This is a genomic window from Ornithinimicrobium sufpigmenti (genome assembly GCF_004322775.1).
GTDB classification, from domain to species: Bacteria; Actinomycetota; Actinomycetes; order Actinomycetales; family Dermatophilaceae; genus Ornithinicoccus; species Ornithinicoccus sufpigmenti.
In genome coordinates, this window is record NZ_CP036403.1 from 1208998 (window position 1) to 1227589 (window position 18592).

At 70.0% G+C, this 18592-nt stretch carries 14 protein-coding genes; 6 read left to right on the forward strand and 8 right to left on the reverse strand.

Annotated features, from left to right (window positions below; translation table 11 throughout):
• Positions 1-22: 22 nt before the first annotated feature.
• Complete coding sequence (locus tag ESZ52_RS05620) at positions 23-2605, reverse strand: glycoside hydrolase family 65 protein (RefSeq protein WP_131106448.1); 2583 nt, start codon at positions 2603-2605, stop codon at positions 23-25.
• A gap of 8 nt (positions 2606-2613) precedes the next feature.
• Positions 2614-3330, reverse strand: coding sequence for an HAD family hydrolase (locus ESZ52_RS05625; RefSeq protein ID WP_131104073.1), 717 nt, complete (start codon positions 3328-3330; stop codon positions 2614-2616).
• A gap of 111 nt (positions 3331-3441) precedes the next feature.
• On the opposite strand from ESZ52_RS05625, the gene ESZ52_RS05630 reads away from it, so the two are divergent.
• Positions 3442-5658: a RecQ family ATP-dependent DNA helicase gene (locus ESZ52_RS05630; RefSeq protein ID WP_131104074.1), complete on the forward strand. Its 2217-nt coding sequence runs from the start codon at positions 3442-3444 to the stop codon at positions 5656-5658.
• Between the two features lie 153 nt (positions 5659-5811).
• Positions 5812-6549, forward strand: coding sequence for a class I SAM-dependent methyltransferase (locus ESZ52_RS05635; RefSeq protein WP_131104075.1), 738 nt, complete (start codon positions 5812-5814; stop codon positions 6547-6549).
• A 194-nt stretch (positions 6550-6743) separates the two neighbouring features.
• On the opposite strand, the gene ESZ52_RS05640 is transcribed toward ESZ52_RS05635, so the two are convergent.
• From ESZ52_RS05640 to ESZ52_RS05660, 5 genes are all read right to left on the reverse strand, one after another.
• A complete protein-coding gene (locus ESZ52_RS05640; RefSeq protein ID WP_238154717.1) occupies positions 6744-7589 on the reverse strand; it encodes a CPBP family intramembrane glutamic endopeptidase in 846 nt (281 codons plus the stop codon).
• Positions 7590-7632: 43 nt separating this feature from the next.
• Entirely contained in the window at positions 7633-9006 is a 1374-nt protein-coding gene (locus ESZ52_RS05645) for a VOC family protein (protein WP_131104076.1), read from the reverse strand.
• Positions 9007-9057: 51 nt separating this feature from the next.
• Positions 9058-10086 carry an LLM class flavin-dependent oxidoreductase gene (locus ESZ52_RS05650; protein WP_131104077.1) on the reverse strand — a complete coding sequence of 343 codons (1029 nt, stop codon included), beginning with the start codon at positions 10084-10086 and terminating at the stop codon, positions 9058-9060.
• A 92-nt stretch (positions 10087-10178) separates the two neighbouring features.
• Positions 10179-11093 (reverse strand): hypothetical protein, encoded by a 915-nt coding sequence (locus ESZ52_RS05655; protein ID WP_131104078.1) that lies wholly within the window; start codon positions 11091-11093, stop codon positions 10179-10181.
• Entirely contained in the window at positions 11090-11674 is a 585-nt protein-coding gene (locus ESZ52_RS05660; protein ID WP_131104079.1) for a DUF6318 family protein, read from the reverse strand. The genes ESZ52_RS05655 and ESZ52_RS05660 overlap by 4 nt, the downstream gene beginning before the upstream one ends.
• Positions 11675-12081: 407 nt before the next feature.
• Between ESZ52_RS05660 and ESZ52_RS05665 the strand changes: the two genes are divergently transcribed.
• Complete coding sequence (locus ESZ52_RS05665) at positions 12082-13287, forward strand: thermonuclease family protein (RefSeq protein WP_181010103.1); 1206 nt, start codon at positions 12082-12084, stop codon at positions 13285-13287.
• A gap of 126 nt (positions 13288-13413) precedes the next feature.
• On the opposite strand, the gene ESZ52_RS05670 is transcribed toward ESZ52_RS05665, so the two are convergent.
• The gene (locus ESZ52_RS05670) at positions 13414-13965 is read right to left on the reverse strand and encodes a GNAT family N-acetyltransferase (protein ID WP_131104081.1); all 552 of its coding nucleotides are present in this window, start codon (positions 13963-13965) and stop codon (positions 13414-13416) included.
• A 57-nt stretch (positions 13966-14022) separates the two neighbouring features.
• Here ESZ52_RS05670 and ESZ52_RS05675 point away from each other — a divergent pair, with 57 nt between their 5' ends.
• The 3 genes from ESZ52_RS05675 to ESZ52_RS05685 all read left to right on the forward strand — a co-directional run bounded on the left by ESZ52_RS05675 (position 14023) and on the right by ESZ52_RS05685 (position 18454).
• Positions 14023-14634 carry a DUF1648 domain-containing protein gene (locus tag ESZ52_RS05675; RefSeq protein ID WP_131104082.1) on the forward strand — a complete coding sequence of 204 codons (612 nt, stop codon included), beginning with the start codon at positions 14023-14025 and terminating at the stop codon, positions 14632-14634.
• Between the two features lie 333 nt (positions 14635-14967).
• Entirely contained in the window at positions 14968-15462 is a 495-nt protein-coding gene (nrdR, locus tag ESZ52_RS05680; protein WP_131104083.1) for a transcriptional regulator NrdR, read from the forward strand.
• 94 nt (positions 15463-15556) lie between these two features.
• Entirely contained in the window at positions 15557-18454 is a 2898-nt protein-coding gene (locus tag ESZ52_RS05685) for a vitamin B12-dependent ribonucleotide reductase (RefSeq protein ID WP_131104084.1), read from the forward strand.
• Positions 18455-18592: the final 138 nt, after the last annotated feature.

The following is an 18592-nucleotide window of genomic DNA, read 5'->3' on the forward strand; positions in this document are numbered from 1 at the left end:
GACGGACCGCCGGGGCGTCCGGTCAGAGGTCGCGCGGGTGCCGCTGGACGGGGACGGGTCCGGTGGGGTCCGGTGCCCCGACCGGCCAGCTGTGGGGGACGACCCCCGGCGAGACGGGCGAGGAGGAGACCCGGCGCGTCTGCTCACGGTCGGTGGGGATGCTCTGCCCCCGGTTGCCGGTGTCCGGGCCGCCGTCGCGGCGCGGCCCCTGGCCAGCCAGCGGGACCCGGACCTCTTCGGCGCCGACCTGCACCTGCTCGCCGCGGACGTGCACGGTGACGGGTCCGCCGACCTCGACCGCGAGCGAGAGCGCGTCGCGCTCGAGCGAGACCCGCAGCCGGCAGCCGTGCCAGCGCATCCGCCAGGTGAGGCAGTCCCACTCCAAGGGCAGGCGCGGGTCGAAGGTGAGGTCACCCCCGTGGTCGCGCATGCCGCCGAACCCGCCGACCAGTGCACTCCATACCCCTCCGGTGGAGGCGACGTGCACCCCGTCGGCGGTGTTGCCGTGCCGGTCGGTCAGGTCGACGAAGAGCGAGCCGTAGAAGTAGCGCAGGGCCAGGTCCTGGTAGCCGACCTCTGCGGCGACGATCGACTGCACGACCGCGGAGAGGCTGGAGTCGCCGCTGGTGATGGGGTCGTAGTAGTCGAAGTCGGCCAGCTTCTCCTCGGCGGTGAACTGGTCGCCGGCGAGGTAGAGCGCCAGGACGACGTCGGCCTGCTTGAGCACCTGGAAGCGGTAGATCACCAGCGGGTGGTAGTGCAGCAGGAGCGGACGCCGCTCGTCGGGGGTGGCGTCCAGGTCCCAGACCTCGCGCTCCAGGAAGTGGGAGTCCTGCGGGTGCACCCTGAGCCGCTCGTCGTAGGGGATGTGCATGCCGTCGGCGGCCTGCTCCCAGTCGTCCACCTCCCACTGGCCCAACCGCAGCCGGGCCACCGCCCGGGCCAGGCCGTTCGTGTCGGCCGTCTCCAGCTCGCGGACGGCCTCCACGGCGGCCCGGAGGTTGAGCTGCGCCATGACGTTGGTGAAGAGGTTGTCGTTGACGACGGTGGTGTACTCGTCCGGGCCGGTGACCGCGTGGATGTGGAAGCTCTCGTCGCCGTTGGGCTGCCAGAAGCCCAGGTCCACCCACAGCCGGGCGGTCTCGACGAGGATGTCGACGCCGTCGTTGCGCAGGAACTCCCGGTCGCCGGTGGCGCGGGCGTACTTCATCAGCGCGTAGGCCACGTCGGCGTTGATGTGGTACTGCGCCGTCCCGGCGGCGAAGTAGGCCGAGGCCTCCTCGCCGTTGATGGTGCGCCAGGGGTAGAGCGCACCGTACTGCGACAGCTCCGAGGCGCGCTTGCGGGCCTGGTCGAGCATGCCGTGCCGGAAGCGCAGGGCGTTGCGGGCCGCCTGCGGGTGGGTGTGGATGAGGAACGGCAGGACGTAGCACTCGGTGTCCCAGAAGTAGTGCCCGCCGTAGCCGCTGCCGGTCAGGCCCTTGGCCGGTATGCCGTGCGAGCCGGCCCGGATGGAGGCCTGGCCCAGCTGGAAGAGGTTCCAGCGCACCGCCTGCTGCACGTGCCCCAGGCCCTGTCCCTCGACCAGGACGTCAGACTCCTGCCAGAACCGGTCCCAGGTCTCGGCGTGCTCGGCGTGCACCGCGTCCACGCCCTCCGTCTGGGCCCGGTCCAGGGTGCGCATGCACCGGTCGGCGAGCTCGCGGGCGGGCACGCCCCGGGAGGTGTGCACGGAGACGATCTTGGTCAGCCGGACCGGCTGGTGCCGCCGCGCGTCGATCCGGTAGACCTCCTTGGCCTGGTCCTGCGTCACCGAGGCCCGCTGGGTGAAGGGATTGTCGGTCTCCAGCTGGTGCTGCACGGCCAGCGCCAGCGTCATCCGGGAGTTGTGGCAGCGGTAGCCCACCAGCAGCCGGTCGTCGCGCAGCTCGTGCAGCTTGGGGTCGAGCACGCGGTGGTCCAGCCCCTCGGCCTGGCGCGGGTCGACGCCGGCGCCCATGGCGGCGGAGCGCACGTGGTACTCGTCGAAGCCGTCCTGCCGGTTGAGCACCTGGCTGGAGATGACCAGCGGGGCCTCGCCGTCCAGCATCTCCACCTCGAAGGTCATCACGGCCAGGTGTCGCTGGACGACGCTGACCATCCGGCTGCTGGAGATCCGCACCCGCTTGCCGGCGCTGGTCCGCCAGATCACCTCGCGGCGCAGCATGCCGTCCCGGAAGTCGAGGGAGCGCTCGTAGTGCTCCAGGTCGGCGGTGGACAGCAGCAGCGGCTCGTCGTCGACGTAGAGCTTGATCGTCTTGGGGTCCGGGACGTTGACGATCGTCTGCCCGACGCGGGCCAGGCCGTACGCCTCCTCCGCGTGCTGGATCGGCCAGGTCTCGTGGAAGCCGTTGACGTAGGTGCCGTGCGCGAAGGTGTCGCGGCCCTCCTCGACGTTGCCGCGCAGGCCCAGGTAGCCGTTGGCGACGGAGAAGAGGGTCTCGGTCAGCCCGAGGTCCTCCGGGTCGTAGGCCGTCTCCACCAGCCGCCAGGGGTCGACGGGGAAGCGGCTGCGGTCCATCGGGTCGACCGGCGGCGGGGGCCGGTGGTTGCAGGCCGTGCTCATCTGGTCGCTCACCGGACCAGCTCCGCCAGGTCGCCCACCACGAAGGTGGCCCCGGCGTCGAGCAGCGCCTGCTCGCCCACCCCCCGGTCGACGCCGACCACGGCGGCGAAGCCGCCGGCCGCGCCGGCCTGCACGCCGGACACGGCATCCTCGAGGACCACCGCCCGGGCGGGGTCGACGCCCAGCTGCTGGGCGGCATACACGAAGGTGTCTGGCCGCGGCTTGCCCGGGACCCCCTCCTGCGCGGCGAGGGTGCCGTCCACGACGACGCGGAAGCGCGGCGAGAGGCCGGCGGTGCGCAGGACCTCGTGGGCGTTGCGGGAGGAGGAGACCACCGCGACGGCGGTGCCGAGGGTGCGCAGGTGGTCCAGCAGCTGCAGGGAACCGGGGTAGACCTCGATGCCCTCGCTGTCCAGGATCTCCCGGAAGACGTCGTTCTTACGGTTGCCGAGCCCGCACACGGTCTGCTCACCCGGTGCGTCGGAGGGGTCGCCGTGCGGCAGCTCGATCCCGCGCGACTCGAGGAAGGCCGCGACCCCCTCGTAGCGCGGTCGACCGTCGACGTGGGCGAAGTAGTCCTCGTCCGTGTACGGGGCGTGCTCCTCCTCCAGGCTGTCCAGGAAGCGCGAGAACATCACCTCCCAGGCGCGCATGTGGACCTCTGCTGTCGGGGTCAGCACCCCGTCGAGGTCGAAGAGCGCCGCGTCCACCGTGTCCCAGTTCACCCGGCCAACCCTAGCCTCGGGGCCGTCCCCACCAGGGGAGCGGAACGGTGAGGCTGTCCGGCGTGTGGACGACGGGCCGGTGGTGTCAGGTGCGGCGGCTACCGTCGGGGTATGCAGCAGACGGAGCAGAGCGCGGACCGGACCCTCGACGACGGCAGCGGGCTGGGCGGGGCGGCGCTCGCGGCCCTGCGGCGGCTCGTGGGCCGGGAGGATGCGGGCTTCCGGGACGGGCAGCTGGAGGCGGTGCAGGCGCTGGTGGAGCAGCGGGCCCGGGTGCTGGTCGTGCAGCGGACGGGGTGGGGTAAGTCGGCGGTCTACTTCGTGGCGACGACCCTGCGTCGGGCGCAGGGCGCGGGCCCGACGGTGATCGTCTCGCCGCTGCTGGCCCTGATGCGTGACCAGATCGCGGCGGCGGCGCGGGCCGGGGTGCGGGCCGTGACGATGAACTCCGCCAACGCCACCGAGTGGGACCAGGTGCGTCAGGCGCTGGCCGCCGACGAGGTGGACGTGCTGCTGGTGAGCCCCGAGCGGCTGAACAACCCCCGGTTCCGGGAGGAGCAGCTGCCCGACCTGGCGGCGCGCTGCGGCCTGCTGGTCGTCGACGAGGCCCACTGCATCAGCGACTGGGGGCACGACTTCCGCCCCGACTACCGGCGGATCCGGACGCTGCTGGAGGGTCTGCCCGACGGGACGCCCGTCCTCGCGACGACGGCGACCGCCAACGAGCGCGTGGTCGAGGACGTCGTGGAGCAGCTGGGCGCCGGCGGTGCCGAGGTCCGTACGATCCGGGGGCCGCTGGCCCGGGCGTCGCTGCGACTGGGCGTGCTGCCGCGGCTCACGCCGGAGCAGCGGCTGGGGTGGCTGCTGGCGCATCTGGAGACGCTGCCGGGCAGCGGGATCGTCTACGCCCTGACCGTGTCGGCGGCGCAGGACGTGGCCGAGGCCCTGCGGGCGGCCGGGCACCGGGTCGCCGCCTACACCGGCCGGACCGACACCGAGGAGCGTGAGCGCTTGGAGGCCGCGCTGCGGGACAACGAGGTCAAGGCGCTGGTGGCGACCAGCGCGCTGGGGATGGGCTTCGACAAGCCGGACCTGGGGTTCGTGGTGCACCTCGGCGCCCCCAGCTCGCCGGTGGCCTACTACCAGCAGGTCGGTCGTGCCGGCCGCGCCACGGAGCGCGCCGACGTGCTGCTGCTGCCGGGCTCGGAGGACCGGGACATCTGGAACTACTTCGCGACGGTGTCGATGCCGCGGCAGGACCAGGCCGACGCCGTGCTCGCGGCGCTGGGCGAGGCGGGCCGGCCGTTGTCGACGCCGGTGCTGGAGACGATCGTCGACGTGCGCCGCACCCGGCTGGAGCTGCTGCTCAAGGTCCTCGACGTCGATGGCGCCGTGGAGAAGGTGCAGGGCGGCTGGACCTCCACCGGGCAGCCCTGGGTCTACGACAAGGAGCGCTACACCCGCGTCGCCGACGCCCGCGTCCGTGAGGCCGAGTTCATGCTGTCCTACCAGGCGACCGACGGCTGCAGGATGGCCTTCCTGCAGGAGTGCCTCGACGACTCGTCGGCAGCGCCGTGCGGTCGGTGCGACCGCTGTGCCGGGACGTGGTTCCCCACCGAGATCCCGGAGGGTGCGGTCGGCGCTGCTCGGGACCGGCTCGGTGCGGTGGGCGTGCCGGTGGAGCCGCGCGGGCAGTGGCCGACCGGTATGCCGCGCCTCGGCGTGGACGTCAAGGGCCGCATCCCCGCCGAGGAGCAGGCGACAGGGGGCCGGGCGCTGGCGCGGCTGTCCGACCTGGGCTGGGGCCAGCGGCTGCGCACCGTGCTGGCCGAGGGGACATCCCGGCCTGACCCCGAGGTGCCGGAGGACCCCGAGCTGGGGCCCGTCCTGGTGCCGGGTCAGCCGGTGCCCGAGGACCTCACGCGTGCCGTCGTCGAGGTGCTGCGCGGGTGGGGCTGGGCCGAGCGGCCCGTGGGCGTGGTGGCGATGCCCTCCCGGCGGCGCCCGGCACTGGTTGGCTCCTTGGCCCAGCACATCAGCCAGATCGGGCGGCTGCCGCTGCTGGGCACGCTCGACCTCGTCCACGGTGGTCCGGTCGGGGAGCCGGGCGGCAACAGCGCCTTCCGGCTGGCCAACGTCTGGGGCCGGCTCGGCGTCGGACCCGAGCTGGCGCAGGCTCTGCGCGAGGTCCAGTCGCGCACGTCCGGCCCCGTCCTGCTGGTCGACGACCTGGCCGACTCCCGCTGGACGCTGACCGTGGCGGCCCGCGAGCTGCGCCTCGCCGGCGCCCCCGGCGTCCTGCCGCTGGTTCTGGCGCTGGAGGGCTGAGCCACCCCACCCCACCCCGGACAGGACACGGCAAAAGGCCCCACAGAACACGGCGAAAGGCCCCACAGAACACGGCGAAAGGCCCCACAGAACACGGCGAAAGGCCCGACAGGACACGCCGACGCGCGGGCGTGTGCGGCTACCCTCGGGACCGTGTCTGACGCCGCCTTCTCGCACCCCAGGCTTGCCCGGGTGTACGACCCGCTCGACCCTGACCGCAGCGACCTCGACACCTATGTCGACCTCGTGCACGAGTTCGGTGCCGCCTCCGTGCTGGACGTCGGCTGCGGCACCGGCACGCTGGCCTGCCGTCTTGCCGACTCGGGCGTGGACGTCCTGGGAGTCGATCCGGCGGAGGCCTCGGTCGACGTGGCCCGGAGAAAACCGGGAGCGGACCGGGTCGAATGGGTGGTCGGCACCGCTCCGGAGGTGGCCGCAGACCCCAGCCGTCGGAAGCGCTACGACCTGGCCACGATGACGGCCAACGTCGCCCAGGTGTTCACCGACGATGCTGACTGGGCGGACACCCTGCGGGCGGTCCGCACCTGCCTGCGTCCCGGCGGACACCTGGCCTTCGAGGCCAGGGACCCTGCTGACCGGGCCTGGGAACGCTGGACCAAGGAACTGACCCATCAGGTGGTGGAGGTCGAGGGCGAGGGGCCGGTCGAGGACTGGGCGCAGGTCACCGCGGTGGACGGGGAGCTGGTGACCTTCGAGTCGCCCACGATCTTCCACTCCGACGGGGAGCGGGTGGACTCCACGAGCACCCTGCGCTTCCGGGATGAGGAGGCCCTGCAGTCTTCGCTCGAGCAAGCCGGCTTCTCAGCGGTGGAGGTCCGCGAGCTTCCCTACGCCCCGGGCCGAGGCTGGCTGTTCGTGGCGCGAACCTGACCTCGTTGGCCGCGGCGTTGCAACAATCCCAGCTGTCGCGGCATACACCTAGTGCGGCGGGCCGGACTGCGACCGGCCCGCCGACCAACTCCCTTCCCGTGTTTTCTCGGCCCTTCTCACGTGCTCTGTCGCGCCTTATGCCGTGTTCTGTCGCGCCTTCCCACGTGTTCTGTCGGGCCTTTTCACGTGTTCTGTCAGTAGAGGAAGAACGGGAAGAAGCTGGGGTCGTGGGCGTGCACGATCGCCAGGAAGACGATGGCGTCGAAGAGCAGGTGGATGACCACGACGTAGGTCAGCGACTTGGTCCGCGAGAAGATGTACCCCTGCAGCAGCGCGAAGGGGACCGTCAGCAGCGGCCCCCACGACTGGTAGCCCAGCTCCCACAGGAACGACACGAAGATTGTCGCCTGGAGGAGATTGGCCTGCCAGAGCGGGAAGTGGCGACGGAACAGCGCGAAGCAGATGCAGATGAAGAACAGCTCGTCCCACAGCCCGACGGCGTTGACGCCGACGAAGAAGCGGCCGTACTCGCTCGCGGTAGTGATCGCCGGCCAGTTCTGGTAGGCCCCGGAGTTGATGAAGTAGAAGGGCAGGATCAGGTAGCCCAGCAGCGGCACGGCCACGATGTAGGACCACTGGAACCGGTTCCACCGCCGGCCGGTGAACCACGGGAACCGGATCGCCTTGCGCCGGTAGACCAGCCGGTCGATCGCGACGGGCACGATGACCGCCATCGCGAGCACGAAGCCGACGATGAAGAACCGGTCCCAGTTGATGTCCGCCTCGACCGAGGTGGTCGAGACGATCGTGATGCCGACGCCGATCAGCAGCAAGTCCTTGGCCAGCGCCCTGTCCAGCAGGTATGCCGTGAGCAGGCTCGCCACGAGCACGGCATGGCCCGGCCAGCCGACCTGCAACCCGAAGAGCAGGAACGCCGAGACCGAGACTCCCGCTGCCGGCAGGAGCGTGATGGGCGCGGACGTCTTCGGGAGCGCCTCGGACTCGGACGCAGGCTTGGACGGGGGCGCGGGGGACGGCACGCGCCGAGAATAGCCGCCGGGCAGTTCACGGTGATCTGACGACTCACGCCTGCTGGGCTGCCTCCCAGCGCTCCTCGCGACCCACGACGACGGCGATGTCCACCTCGTTGCCCTCCGGGTCGGCCAGCGTGACACCGTCCGGTGCGTCAGCGTCCCGGACCACACGGCCGCCCGCTGCGAGTGCGGCCGCAATACGGGCCTCCGCCTGGTCGTGCGGGACGAAGACGTCGACGTGGATCCGGTTGCGCTGCGCCAGACGTGCTTCGTCGGAGGCGTCGAGGTCCTGGAAGAAGAACACGGTGTTGAGCTGTCGCGGGTCGACGATGTCGGTCACGTGCGGGCGGGGGTCCGGCTCGTACCCCAGGGCCGCGCACCAGAACCGACGGAGGGCCGGGATATCGACCCCATCGATGCCCACCTGGATGAACCGAGGAAGGGTCACGTCGGCGGCGAGGCGAAGGTGCCGGGCGGCCTGCTGCACCTGGGCGGCCAGCGCCTCATACCCCTCGTCCGTCTCCCATCGGTCCTTGCCGGTGTCGACGACGACGAGACCGGGGCGCAGGTCGATCGCCACGGGCAGACCGGCCTCGTCGGCCAGCTCGGCCACCCTGGTCGCCAGCGCGGCCGTCTGCAACGGGTCCGGCACGGGGTAGCAGGCCATCGCGGCGAAGACGAGACGCCAGTCCTCGGTCCGTTCGCTCTGCCACCGGTCGGCGCCGACCTCGAGCGGCAGCACGTCGACCTCGTTGCCCTCGCTGTCGGCGACGGTGGCGTAGTAGCCGTGCCGGACCGCGTGTCCTCGCCGCTCCTCCAGGGAGTCGACCGCGGTGCTGGCGACTGTTTCAGGCGTGACGACGTCCAGGTGGACGCGGTTGCGCAGCGGGCGTGGTGCGTCCATGTCCTGGAACCAGATCGGGGGGTGGCGCCGAAGGGGGTCCAGGAGGTCCTCCTCCCCGGCGCGGGCGTAGCCCAGGGCGGTCTCCCAGAAACCGCTGACCGACTCCTGGTCGAGCACGTCGAAGGCCAGCTGGACGTCCCGCACGGCGGCCGGGTCGGCACGCAGACCGAGCTCGGCCGCCGCCGAGGAGACCGTCTCGGCCAGCTCGAGATGTGCGGGCCGGAAGCCACCGTCCTCAGGCGTCAGGGGGATCCGCACCCGGACGCCGCCGGCGCGGATGTCCAGGTCGACCGGCGGCTGGGCTCCGCCAGATGGCGCGTCTTCGTCGGTTAACTTGCCCTCTCCGGGAGGGCCGCCGCGAGCGACCTCAAGCACGCGCCGGACCAGAGCCGCCCCGGCGGAGTGGGAGGGCGCGGCATACCAGGTGCTCGCGCCGCCCCCGAGCACGCGCCAGTCCCCGCTGCGGTCGCCCCGCTGGAACTGGAGGGGAGTGATGCGGCGGTCGGCGTCGGCGCTCATGGCGCCATCATGCTCCTCCTCGCGGACCGGTGCAGTCCTGCGACCAACTCCTCAGCCGGTCATGCCCCACGCCTCGGCGAGCAGCCGGTAGGACCGGCGGCGCAGCTCGGGGTCGTAGGTGTAGGTGGTGACGATGAGTTCGTCCAGCTCGTGCTGGGCGGCGAACTCCTCCAGCTGGGTCACGATGCGGTCCGGCGTGCCGACCATCCGGACCGCCTGGTGCGCCTCGGCCAGGGGCAGCAGCTGGGCGGGCACGACGGCAGCCAGGCTCTCCACCGGCGGGTCGAGCGGTGCGGGCTGACCGGAGCGGATGCGGATGGCCATCAGCTGCGCCGTCGTGAAGAGGTAGTCGGCCTCCTCCTGCGTGGGGGCGACCAGCACGTTCACGCCGGCCATCGTCGTGGGCCGGTCCACCTGGGCGGTGTCGGCGTCGGCGCGGAAGCGGTCGCGATAGACCATCAGCGCCTCGCGGAGCTGGTCGGGCGCGAAGTGCGAGGCGAAGGAGAACGGCAGCCCGAGAGCGGCCGCCACCTGCGCTCCGCCGGTGGAGGAGCCGAGCATCCACAGCGGCACGTGAGTGCCCTCGCCGGGGATCGCGCGGACCTGGCCGCGGCCGCCGGTCAGCGTCGGCGGGTCGCCGAGGTACTTCTGCAGCTGCGCCACCTCGGAGGCGAAGTCCGGCAGGTGGCCGCTGGACCGGGCCAGCGCGGCCGCGGTCATCGGGTCGGTGCCGGGCGCACGGCCGAGGCCGAGGTCGAACCGGTCGCCGTGGATGGTGGCCAGGGTGCCGTAGTACTCGGCCACCATGAGGGGAGAGTGGTTGGGCAGCATGACCCCGCCGGAGCCGAGCCGGATCCGGCTGGTGCGGTCGGCGAGGTGCCCGAGCAGCAGGGAGGTGGCCGAGGCCATGAACGCCTCGCTGCCGTGGTGCTCGGCGACCCACAGGCGCTGGTAGCCCAGCTCGTCGGCTTCCCGCGCCAGCTTCACCGACTCCTCGATGGCCTCGGTCGGGGACATCCCCTGGGAGCGGGGGACGAGTTCGAGGACGGACAGGGGGACGCGGCGAGAAGACGTGGGCATGTCGTCGGCAACGTGCGGGAGGCATCGGGTATGCCGGGCCCCTTACTCTTCGTGCGTCTGGTCCGCCCGCCCGGTCGGGTGGGTGGCGTGAGTCAGTTCGAGTACAGCCGGTTCTGAGAGGTGAGCACCTGCAGCGGGCTGGCCGGACCCTCGACGGTGGCGCTGCCGGGGATGGTGCTCCACGCCCCGCCGTCGACGCTGACCTCGCCGCCGTACTCGACGGAGATGTATGGCGTCACCTGCGCGGCCTGGAGGTACTCGTGGGTGATGTCTCTGGTCGGGTAGGGCCCGCCCAGGCTGGTGGTCGGGCCGATGGCGGCCCCGTCGCCGGTGACATAGGTGACGCCGACGAGCGTCGGACGGATCCGCACCTCGTGCCCGACGATGGTGGTGGTGTCGACCTCGCCGGGTTCGAATCCTGCCTCCGGCCAGCTGAGCTCGAAGTACACCGGCAGGTTCACCAACGTCTGGCCATCCGGCGGCTGGATGACCATCTCGGGCAGCGCGAAGTCCGTGCGGTGGAACTGCTCCAGGATCATCGCTTCGGTGAGTTCTTCGGCCGGTTCACCGGAGCGCGGCGGGACAGAACTCGTGAAGCAGGTCGGCGACGTCTCCACCCAGTCGCTGGTGGTCCCGTCGTCGTAAGCAGTCCGCCGGTAGATCACCGAGCGCGGGCCGAATGAGTCAGGCACCCGTTCCTCGCAGAACGTCACCGCCCACGTGCAGATCTCGAGCCGGGGGTTCTCGGGTGAGTTCGGCGGGATGCAGTCGATGACGGCGACATACTCGTACCAGGAGTCGGGACTCTCAGGATTTGACCCACTGGGCCACTCTTCGGCGAGTGCCGCTACTTGCTTCTGGGTGTAGCCAGTGTCGATGCCATCATCAATCCTGGTCCACGGGTCATCGTCCGGAGGATCTGTACCGGGCGGGTCGGTGGTGGACCCTTGGCCGCCCGTCGACCAAATCGAGAGGATGAAGGCCAAGGCGATGGATTCGGCTTTCACGGTTGTTCCTGAACTCTGATCGATTCGACTATCCATTCGCCAGACTCGAACGACAGGTCGAACACCAGTACTCCTTCGCCCTGTCCGCTCCCTCTGAGCACTTCTAGGTCAGTCTCGACACGCGCAAGTTCATCTCCGATAAGTTCGCCGCTCGCAGTGAGAACCTCGAAGGTGCGCTCCCCCTCCGGGTTGTCGGGAACCCCATCGACGAGGGCTGAGCAGGACTGGCAGTCAGGACCAGAAAGTTCAAGCACGGTAGCCGGTTCTCCGCCTGCGTATACGTGGTCTAAGTACACGACCCACTGGCGAACAAACGCCTCAGCGCCTCCCTGGGTCTGCTCCCTCGCCTCCGCCGGCATCTCCGGTGGCCCGTCGCCGGCAACTGGCTCGGTGGTCGTCGGCTCCACCGTCGTCGGTGCAGCGTCCGTCGTGAGCTCCACCTCATCCGGAGGAGTGGTCGGCGCCGTCGTCGCCGTGGTGAGCGCCTCCTCCGTGGTCGGTGGAGGTGAGGGGTCGGTCTGGTTGTCACAGCCGGCAAGCAGAACGAAACCAACGGCGGCAGCGATGGCGACGATGCGCACGCTCTACCCCCTTCGGGGAGTCGGCCCGCGGCCCCTCCGCGGACGGGAACGATCAGGCCAGTCTGCAGCAGATCGGACTCCGCAGTCAGTCCTCCACAGGCAAAAAGCTGGCAATCCGCAGCCCTGCTGTAGCCAATCACCACTCTCGTCCCACCCGTCACAGGTGCGCGCGCCGCGCGCCGACCTGGGCCAACTGTCTGGTGATCGCAGCGCAGCCGGCACTACACACCGCTCAGCGCCACCTTGCCGCTGAGTAAAGCAACCGCAAAGACCGACGGCCACCTGGTGGGTCGTAGCCGGGTCTGGTCACGTTTGGTCTCGGCTTTCCTCGCGACTTCCCAACGACCCTCGCAGAATGCGAGACTTCGTCGGTTTGCTCACTCAGAAAGTAGGTCGAGATGCCCTCAATGAAGACGGTGCTCGTAGGTTTGGTCAGTGCAGGGGCGGTCATCGTCGGCGGGGGTACAGCGGTCGCGGTGCTGTCCGGTCCGCCCGGGCCGGACAAGGCGCAGGTCGTCGAGGTCATCGACGGGGACACCGTGGACGTCAGCTATGACGGCAGCACCCACCGGGTGCGCCTGCTCAACATCGACACTCCCGAGACCAAGGACCCGAACGCCCCGGTGGAGTGCCTGGGGGCGGAGGCAACGGCATACCTGGAGCAGCTCCTCGAGCCTGGCGACGCGGTGCGTCTGGAGTTCGACGTCGAGCGGCTTGACCAGTACGACCGCGAGCTGGCCGGCGTCTACGAGGGCGACACCCTCATCAACGCCGAGATCGCGCGAGCCGGCATGGGCGTGCCCGTCATCTTCGAGCCCAACCGCAAGTTCTACCCCGAGGTGGTCGCGGCGTACGAGGAGGCCAAGGCCGCCGGGGTCGGCCTGTTCAGCGCCTCCACCGAGTGCACCCTCACCGCCCAGGTCGAGGGGTATGCGGCACTGGTGGTCGCCCTGGAGGGGCTGGAGAGCCCGGAGCACGCCGTCAGCACCGCCGAGGAACTGGCGGAGCAGGGGGACTCCCTCATCGCCGTGATCGCCGGCGCTGAGGCGGGCTCCCTGGTCGCCGCCGGTCTGACCGGACCCGAGCTGGAGGCCCTGCAGCTCAAGGTCACCGACCTGCATCAGCGTGCCCAGGACGCGGGGGACTCGGCACGCGAGGAGGTCGAGCGACTCAAGGAGGAGGCGGAGAAGAAGGCCGCCGAGGAGAAGGCGAAGGAGGAAGCCGAGAAGAAGGCGAAGGAAGAGGCGGAGAAGAAGGCCGCCGAGGAGAAGGCGAAGGAAGAGGCCGAGAAGAAGGCCAAGGAAGAGGCGGAGAAGAAGGCCGCCGAGGAGAAGGCGGCGGCCGAAGCCGCCCGTGAGGCCGCTGAGCAGGCCGAGCGAGACCGCAAGGCCGCCCAGCCGCAGCCGCAGCCCCAGCCGGTCGCGCCGCAGCCGGCACCGCCTGCTCCTGCACCTCCCGCCCCGGCACCCCCTGCTCCTCAACCCCCGCCCACCGTGCCCTACTACAAGAACTGCGACGCCGCCCGCGCCGCGGGTGCCGCGCCCGTGTACATCGGCACACCCGGCTACGGCAAGCACCTGGACCGGGACGGCGACGGGATCGGCTGCGAGTAGCCGACTGCCGCGTCAGCCGTGGAACGGCTGCTGCTCAGAGGGGTCGGCGTGCACCACGACGACGTCGGTGAGCGCCCGGCTCGGGTGAACAGGCATCAGTCCTGACCCGGGTAGTCCAACGGTGGGCTACCCGGGCAGGACGTCTCGAGCCAACAGCCCGTGCACGTGCTCGTCGTGGTGCACACCGTCGGCATAGAGGTAGGACTCACGCATCGTGCCCTCGAGCCGGAACCCGGCGGCCGTCGCCACCGCGCACGAGCCCGGGTTCGCGACCGCGTGGTAGAGCGCCAGCCGGTGCATCCCCAGCTCGCTCACCGCGAACCGGGTGGCCAGCCGGACCGCGCGCACGGCATACCCCTGCCTGCGTGCCCACGGTGCCACCCAGTAACCGATCTGCGCGTCCCCCTGGACCCGGTCCATCCTGTGGACCGACACCGAGCCCACGAGCCGGTCGGCGGCGTCGGCGATCGCCCAGGACGCGTGGTCGCCCTCGCTCCAGTCGTTGCGAGAGCGGATGAAAGCCTCGGCGGGATCCGGACCGGCCGGCGCGGGGCTCCAGCGGGCGATCTCGACGTCGGCGAACGCGGCGTCAAGGTCGGGGACGTCTGCGGGACCGTAGGCACGCAGCACGAGGCCGTCAGCCTCCAGACGCACGGGGCCGGGCGGGGGAGTGGTCATCGAGCCAGCGTAGGGCGATAGGTTCGCTGGCCAACGTAGGCGAGCGGAGGGAGCAGGATGACCGGCGGGCCGGGGGAGTCGTGGCAGGAGCGCGAGGCGCGGCGCAGCCGGATCGCGCAGGAGGCCCGCCAGCTGGACCGGGAGCCCGCGGGGTGGCCGGCGCGGCTCCTGCTGGCCCTCGCCACAGTCGCGTGGCTGGCGACGCTCGTCTGGCTGGCGTTGACCTTGCCCGAGCAGGTGCCGACCCACTGGTCCTCGGGGGGCACCCCCGACGGCTGGTCGAGCAAGGCCTCCGCGCTGCTCTTCGTCACGGCGATCCCGCTGCTGTTGTTCTACCCCCTGATCTGGCTCTCCCGCCTCGTCATCGTGTGGCCCCAGGCCGTCAACACCCCGCACAAGGAGTGGTGGCTGGAGCGGCCACGGCGTCTGGTCCGGTTCGAGCGGCTCGTGCGGGAGGACCTCATGGTCATCGTGGCGGTCTCGCTGCTGCTCATGGTGGGGAGCGACCTGATCATCGGGTATGCCGCGCACGAGCCGGGTGGGACGGTACCGGGGTGGTGGTTCCCTGCCCTGCTCGTCGCCTACCTCCTGGTGCTCGGTGTGGTCATGCTCCGCATGATGGGCGGTCCGCGCTACCGGCCGGACGACACCGACCCTGGGTTGACGTGACCTCCACCCGCATCCTCGGAGCAGACACGCCCGCCACGCCCGACACGCCGACGACTTTTCCGCCGCGTTCCGCGCGGTTGTGCGGTTCGGGCCACCCGCGGGCACAACCAGCGTGGACAGGGTGTTGCATCTAGTAGAGCGATCGACATACGATCCCAACATCTAGTAGTTACAGGGATGTGGTTCCTCCACATCTTGTGCACAGCAGGACGGCGTGTACCCACACGTCATCCACAGGAAGTCCCCACAACCACCCACAGGGCGCCTCCGCAAGGGGGTGTCTCGCGGTGCGCTGCCCGGCGCCCGCTGCCACGCTCGACACAGGAGGCGAAGATGCACTGTCCGTTCTGCAGGCACACCGACTCCCGCGTCGTGGACAGCCGCGTCCAGGAGGAGGGCACCGTCATCCGGCGGCGCCGCCAGTGCCCCGAGTGCGGCCGCCGGTTCGGCACGGTCGAGAGCGCCACCCTGTCGGTGATCAAGCGCTCCGGCGCCACCGAGCCGTTCAGCCGCGACAAGGTCATCTCCGGCGCTCGCAAGGCCTGCCAGGGCCGGCCGGTGACCGAGGCGCAGCTGCAGGTGCTGGCCCAGCAGGTCGAGGAGTCCATCCGCTCCCTGGGCCAGGCCGAGGTCGACGCCCACGAGGTGGGGCTGGCGATCCTCGAGCCGCTGCGCTGCCTCGACGAGGTCGCCTACCTGCGCTTCGCCTCCGTCTACCAGGCCTTCGACTCCCTCGAGGACTTCGAGGCCGCCATCACCCTGCTGCGCACCGAGCGGGATGCACCGGCCACAGCCGGTGATCCCGTCCGACCTGCGGGTATGCCGTAACCCTTCCCCAGCCGGCCCGGGTCTGTCAGACCTCGGTGCTGCACTACAGACAAGTCCCACCGCACACTGCACCACCCGACCAAGGAGAGATGTCATGACCGAGACGACCGGGGCGAAGGCTCGCGCCCGCCGCAGCGGCAAGGGCCTGAAGATCGAGCGGATCTTCACCACGCCTGGCGTCCACCCGTACGACCAGGTCACCTGGGAGTCGCGGGACATCGTCCAGACCAACTGGAAGAGCGGCGAGACCATCTTCGAGCAGCGCGGAGTGGAGTTCCCCGACTTCTGGTCGGTGAACGCCTCCACGATCGTGACCACGAAGTACTTCCGCGGTGCCGTCGGGACCCCGGAGCGGGAGACCGGCCTCAAGCAGCTCATCGACCGCGTGGTGCTCACCTACACCCAGGCGGGCAAGGAGCACGGCTACTTCGCGACCGACGAAGACGCGGACGTCTTCGAGCACGAGCTCACCTACGCCCTGCTGCACCAGATCTTCAGCTTCAACTCCCCGGTGTGGTTCAACGTCGGCACCGCCAGCCCGCAGCAGGTCAGCGCCTGCTTCATCCTCTCGGTCGACGACTCGATGGACTCGATCCTCAACTGGTACAAGGAGGAGGGCTTCATCTTCAAGGGCGGCTCCGGCGCCGGCCTCAACCTCTCCCGCATCCGCTCCTCCAAGGAGCTGCTCTCCTCCGGCGGCACCGCCTCCGGCCCGGTCTCCTTCATGCGCGGCGCCGACGCCTCCGCGGGCACGATCAAGTCCGGCGGCGCGACCCGCCGCGCGGCCAAGATGGTCGTGCTCGACGTCGACCACCCGGACATCGAGGAGTTCATCGAGACGAAGGCGCGCGAGGAGGACAAGATCCGCGCGCTGCGTGACGCCGGCTTCGACATGGACCTAGGCGGCAAGGACATCGTGTCCGTGCAGTACCAAAACGCCAACAACTCCGTGCGTGTCACCGACGAGTTCATGCGCGCCGTGGAGGAGGGCAAGGAGTTCGGCCTGACCTCCCGCAAGGACGGCTCGGTCATCGAGACCATCGACGCCAAGGGCCTCTTCGAGAAGATGGCCCAGGCCGCGTGGGAGAGCGCCGACCCGGGGATCCAGTACGACGGAACCATTAATGATTGGCACACCAATCCAGAAACTGGACGTATTACTGCGTCTAATCCTTGCTCAGAATATATGAGCCTAGACAATTCTTCTTGCAATCTTGCGTCCATCAACCTGCTCAAATTCCTGCGCGAGGACGACACCTTCGACGTCGAGACCTTCGAGAAGGTCACCGAGCTGATCTTCACGGCGATGGACATCTCGATCTGCTTCGCCGACTTCCCGACCGAGAAGATTGGTGAGACTACCCGCGACTACCGTCAGCTGGGCATCGGCTACGCCAACCTCGGCGCGCTGCTCATGGCCACCGGCCACGGCTACGACTCCGACGGCGGCCGAGCGCTCGCCGCCTCGATCACCTCGCTCATGACCGGCGCCGCCTACAAGCGTTCCGCCGAGCTCGCCGCGGTCGTCGGTCCCTACAACGGGTATGCCCGCAACGCCGACGCGCACAAGCGGGTCATGCGCAAGCACCAGGCCGCCAACGACGAGATCCGCACCCTGCACACCATGGACAGCCAGATCCACAAGGCTGCCACCAAGGCGTGGGACGCCGTGGTCAAGACTGGTGAGAAGAACGGCTTCCGCAACGCGCAGGCCTCGCTGCTGGCCCCGACCGGGACTATCGGCTTCATGATGGACTGCGACACCACCGGCATCGAGCCGGACTTCTCCTTGGTCAAGTTCAAGAAGCTGGTCGGCGGCGGCTCGATGCAGATCGTCAACCAGACAATCCCGCGCGCGCTGAAGCGGATGGGCTACACCGAGGAGACCATCGAGGCGATCGTCGAGTACATCGCCGAGAACGGCCACGTCATCGACGCCCCGGGGCTGAAGACCGAGCACTACGAGGTCTTCGACACCGCCATGGGTGCCCGCTCGATCGCGCCCATGGGCCACGTGCGGATGATGGCCGCGGTCCAGCCGTTCCTGTCCGGTGCCATCTCCAAGACGGTCAACCTGCCGGAGTCGGCGACCGTGGAGGAGGTCGAGGACGTCTACCTGCAGGGCTGGAAGCTCGGCCTGAAGGCCCTGGCCATCTACAGGGATGGCTGCAAGGTCGGCCAGCCGCTGTCCGACGGCAAGGGCGACAACAACGGCAAGCAGGCCGAGAAGGAGGCCGAGCCGGTCGTCGAGAAGGTCATCGAGTACCGTCCCGTCCGCAAGCGGCTGCCCAAGCGTCGCGCCTCGCAGACCACCAGCTTCGCCGTGGGTGGCGCCGAGGGCTACCTCACCGCCGGCACCTACGACGACGGCGACCTGGGCGAGATCTTCCTCAAGTTCGGCAAGCAGGGCTCGACCCTTGCCGGCGTGATGGACGCCTTTTCGATCGCCGTCTCGATCGGCCTGCAGTACGGCGTGCCGCTGGAGACCTTCGTGGAGAAGTTCACCAACCTGCGCTTCGAGCCGGCCGGCCTGACCGACGACCCGGACGTGCGCATGGCGCAGTCGATCATGGACTACGTCTTCCGCCGCCTGGCGCTGGATCACCTGGACTTCGAGTCCCGGTCTTACATGGGTATCCACTCCGCCGAGGAGCGCGCCCGCCAGCTGGAGACCGGCTCCTACGCCCCCGTCACGCCGTCCAACGGCTCCGACGAGGACGTGGACGACCAGCTGGAGTCCTTCAGCCAGAGCGCGGCCATGCGGCGTGAGCCGGAGACCAAGCAGGCGGAGAAGGCAGCGGACCAGTCTGGTGCCGGCGCGGCCGACGCCCGCGCGGTCAGCCCTGAGGTCCACTCCTCGGCCGAGCTCATGGAGCAGTTCGCCGGCAAGGTCAACGACGCGCCGATCTGCATGACCTGCGGCACGAAGATGCGGCCGGCCGGCTCGTGCTACGTGTGCGAGGGCTGCGGGAGCACCAGCGGCTGCAGCTGATCGCAGACCGTAGCGGGACCTGAACTAGACCGTTGAAGAACGGGGTGACGTCCACACGGACGTCACCCCGTTCTTGGTCTGCGGGTATGTCAGACCCTTCGTGTCATATGGGAGGAAGACGGCGCCGCGATCGGAGGG

Excerpts from the sequence above, each read along its gene's own strand:
- ESZ52_RS05620 (WP_131106448.1), bottom strand. The coding sequence starts at position 2,605 with ATGAGCACGGCCTGCAACCACCGGCCCCCGCCGCCGGTCGACCCGATG.
- ESZ52_RS05630 (WP_131104074.1), top strand. The coding sequence starts at position 3,442 with ATGCAGCAGACGGAGCAGAGCGCGGACCGGACCCTCGACGACGGCAGC.
- ESZ52_RS05645 (WP_131104076.1), bottom strand. The coding sequence starts at position 9,006 with ATGAGCGCCGACGCCGACCGCCGCATCACTCCCCTCCAGTTCCAGCGG.
- ESZ52_RS05650 (WP_131104077.1), bottom strand. The coding sequence starts at position 10,086 with ATGCCCACGTCTTCTCGCCGCGTCCCCCTGTCCGTCCTCGAACTCGTC.
- ESZ52_RS05665 (WP_181010103.1), top strand. The coding sequence starts at position 12,082 with ATGAAGACGGTGCTCGTAGGTTTGGTCAGTGCAGGGGCGGTCATCGTC.
- ESZ52_RS05670 (WP_131104081.1), bottom strand. The coding sequence starts at position 13,965 with ATGACCACTCCCCCGCCCGGCCCCGTGCGTCTGGAGGCTGACGGCCTC.
- ESZ52_RS05675 (WP_131104082.1), top strand. The coding sequence starts at position 14,023 with ATGACCGGCGGGCCGGGGGAGTCGTGGCAGGAGCGCGAGGCGCGGCGC.
- nrdR (WP_131104083.1), top strand. The coding sequence starts at position 14,968 with ATGCACTGTCCGTTCTGCAGGCACACCGACTCCCGCGTCGTGGACAGC.
- ESZ52_RS05685 (WP_131104084.1), top strand. The coding sequence starts at position 15,557 with ATGACCGAGACGACCGGGGCGAAGGCTCGCGCCCGCCGCAGCGGCAAG.